This window comes from Ruegeria sp. BG5, assembly GCF_056538425.1.
The window spans coordinates 1-2,930 of record NZ_JBQFTC010000017.1 but is presented as its reverse complement, the minus strand read 5'-3'; the positions used below and the strand labels follow the sequence as shown (position 1 = coordinate 2,930).

Genomic DNA, 2,930 nt, shown 5'->3' with positions numbered 1-2,930 from the left:
CGTTGCGCGTCCCGGACCAGCGCCGCAAGCCGATAGAAGCCGTGTGCCATTTTTGTGTAGGGCGTCAGCAGGAAGAAGGTCAGGACCGATCCGAGGTGGATGGCCAGCAGTGCGGGCATCAGAGGCGTTGACCCGAGGGCATAGAGAACCAGCCCGCTGAGGCCCACAAACCCGAGCAACAGGATGAAGCCGATATCCCCGCCCCAGGCCGACGGATCGCCGAGGTCTCGGTCTGACTTTTGCTTGAGCAGCGCCATCGCACCACATCCCACCGTCAGCAGCAGCCCCCCGGAAATCCCGAACAGTTTCGGCAACGACCAGAACCCGTAAGGCGCGTGCATTCCGAAGACATAGTGCATGATCGTCGCCACCGAGGTCGACGCAAAGCACAGCAGGAAGCCATACATGATGGCGTGGTGGATGTGGCGTCGGCCCTGACTGAACCGGTCTTCGTCCTCGAAGTTGCAGCCCTCGCCATGGCCTGCGGCCAGATCCTGCATCTTGCCCGCACGTTTGAGCGCAACCGTCAGATCAGACATCTGGATCGGTTTGCCGCCAACCTCGGTCCAATAGCGCCTCAGGCTGAAGGCGATGCTGAACAGAGGCAGCAGGAATGCAGGCGCAAAGATCGCGACCATCGCGTTGTGGGACAGGACGGCATAAAACCCTTCGCCTCCGCTGGAACCGATGGCGCGGGTCGCCCAGAACAACAGGGCAAATCCGACCACAAGCGCCAGGGCGATGGCCCCGCCATGGGTGTGGAACCGTCGTGCCAGCGGCTGCGGCCATGCCAAGCTTTCCCAACTGTCGCGCCGCACTTCGGCCAGCGCCTTGGGCAGGTTCAGGTCAAACGCGTGCGGGGCGGTGTACTGGCAGGCGTAGTAACAGCCCCGGCAGTTATGGCACAGGTTGGCCAATTGCGTGATGTCCCCATCCGAGAACGCGCGTTCCGCATGAAGCGACGGGAAGACCGAGCAATAGCCCTCGCAATAGCGGCAGGCGTTGCAGATCTCGGCCTGGCGGCGGGCTTCCTGAATAAGATCAGTTTGCATAAGCGGCGGCCTCTCGTCCTGCGATGCGTCCAAAGACAGTTCCGATGGTCATGCCAAAGCCCGCCAGATAGCCTTGCCCAAGGATGGACCCGGCCATCGTTTCCCCGGCCGCCCACAGGTTTTTGATCTTACCGCTGGGCGTCGAGCACTGGGCCGTCTCGTCAACCTTCAACCCAAGATAGGTAAAGGTCACGCCGGTCCGCAGCGAGTAGCCATAAAACGGCGGTTCGGTAATTGGGCGCGCCCAGTTGGTCTTGGGCGGGATCAGGCCCGAGGTCGCCACCCCGTCCAGTTCGGTCGGATGAAACCCGCTGATGTCGCCGCAAGCGGCGTTGAATGCGCTGACGGTTGCTTTCAGTTTGTCCGCAGGCAGGTCCATCATCCCGGCCAATTCGTCCAACGTGTTCGCCTTTAGCGGCGGGAACACGGACGGCATGAACAGGTTCCGCGACTTGGCGTCGATGATGGCATATCCCACCTGATCCGGCTGCGCCGCCACCAAACGGCCCCAGATCGCATAGCGCTTGGGCCAGACGTCTTCGCCCTCGTCATAGAACCGCTCGGCATGTTTGTTCACGACGATGGAAAACGGCACGCAGTCCAGACGGGTGACGATGCCGCCGTCGAATTTCGGCGCGCGCCCGTCAATGGCAACGGCATGGCATTGGGTCGGGTCGCCGACGCTTTCTACGCCTTGATCCAGCAGATCAGACAGGACCACGCCTCGGTTGTACGGCGTTCCCCGGATCAGAAAGTTCTTCGCAGGCTCACCCCAGGCGCGGGTGAGCCAATCGGTGTCTGCCTGAAAGCCGCCGGAGGCAACGATGACCGCCTTGGGCGCGATGCGATGAGACTGGCCTTCATAGGTGTAATCGACCCACTCGATCTGGTCGCTGTTCAGTTCCAGATGCGTCACAGCGGCCTCATACAGCACATCTACACCCAAACCTGCCGCCGTCCGGTAATAGGCATTCACCAGAGATTTGCCGCCCCCCATGAAAAACGCATTGGTCCGTGCCAATGACAATGTGCCGGAAAGCGACGGCTGAAACCGGACCCCGTGTTCTTGCATCCACGGCAGGCATTCTTCCGACGTTCGGATCGCGAGGCGGGCCAGATGTTCGTCGGTTTTACCGCCGGTGACTTTCAGCAGATCCGAGAGGTATTCATCTTCGCCATACGCCGCGACGAGCGGTCCCAACGGGCCCGAATGCATACAGCGAAAGTTGCGCGTATGGCGCGAGTTTCCGCCGCGATAAGGTTTTGGCGCCGTTTCAAGGATCAAAACGCGCGCGCCTGCCTCGGCTGCAGTCATCGCAGCGCAGAGAGCCGCATTGCCGCCACCGATCACAGCGATATCGTAAGCTTCCTTTGGGGTGGCCATATCCTGTCTACCTACTGGCTTTCGTCGATTGAGCGGTCGCGGTCCTGCAACGCGCGGATGCGCATCCGTTGTGCCGCCTGAATATGCGCGCGCATCTCTGTCTCGGCCGCCGCACCATCGCGGGCCTTCAAAGCCGCCATGATGCGCCGATGCTCGGCCACTGCGGCCTCGGCGCGGTCGCTATCCAGCAATTGCGAGGGCCCAAGGATCAACAGCGCCTTTTGCAAGGACAACATGGATTTTGCCAGAAACCGGTTCTTGGCCGCATCCAGCAGGGTCGCGTGAAAGATCTTGTTGATTTGGGTCGCATCGGGGCCAGTACCCGCCTCGGCCAGCCGGTCGTTCAAAAGGTCCAGCTCATCCAGTTCGACATCCGAGGCCGCGCGGGCTGCCAGACGGGCCGCTGTCCCTTCAAGCACCGCGCGCATCTCATAGAGTTCCATGACCTCGGCGTAATCCAGACTGCGCACGGTGGCACCTTGCCGTGGCACATG

General features: G+C 61.6%; 3 protein-coding genes. All 3 read right to left on the bottom strand.

The annotated features are described in order from the left end of the window. A partial coding sequence (tcuB, locus tag ACR0KX_RS21065) for a tricarballylate utilization 4Fe-4S protein TcuB (protein WP_480627451.1) occupies window positions 1-1,052 on the bottom strand: 1,052 nt, incomplete at its 3' end. Beyond that, on the bottom strand, window positions 1,042-2,436 hold the full coding sequence (gene tcuA / locus ACR0KX_RS21060) for an FAD-dependent tricarballylate dehydrogenase TcuA (protein ID WP_480708771.1): 1,395 nt from the start codon (window positions 2,434-2,436) through the stop codon (window positions 1,042-1,044). The genes tcuA and tcuB, both read right to left, overlap by 11 nt. An 11-nt stretch (window positions 2,437-2,447) precedes the next feature. Continuing rightward, window positions 2,448-2,930 (bottom strand): GntR family transcriptional regulator (locus ACR0KX_RS21055; protein ID WP_480708770.1); only part of this gene is annotated, 483 nt, incomplete at its 5' end.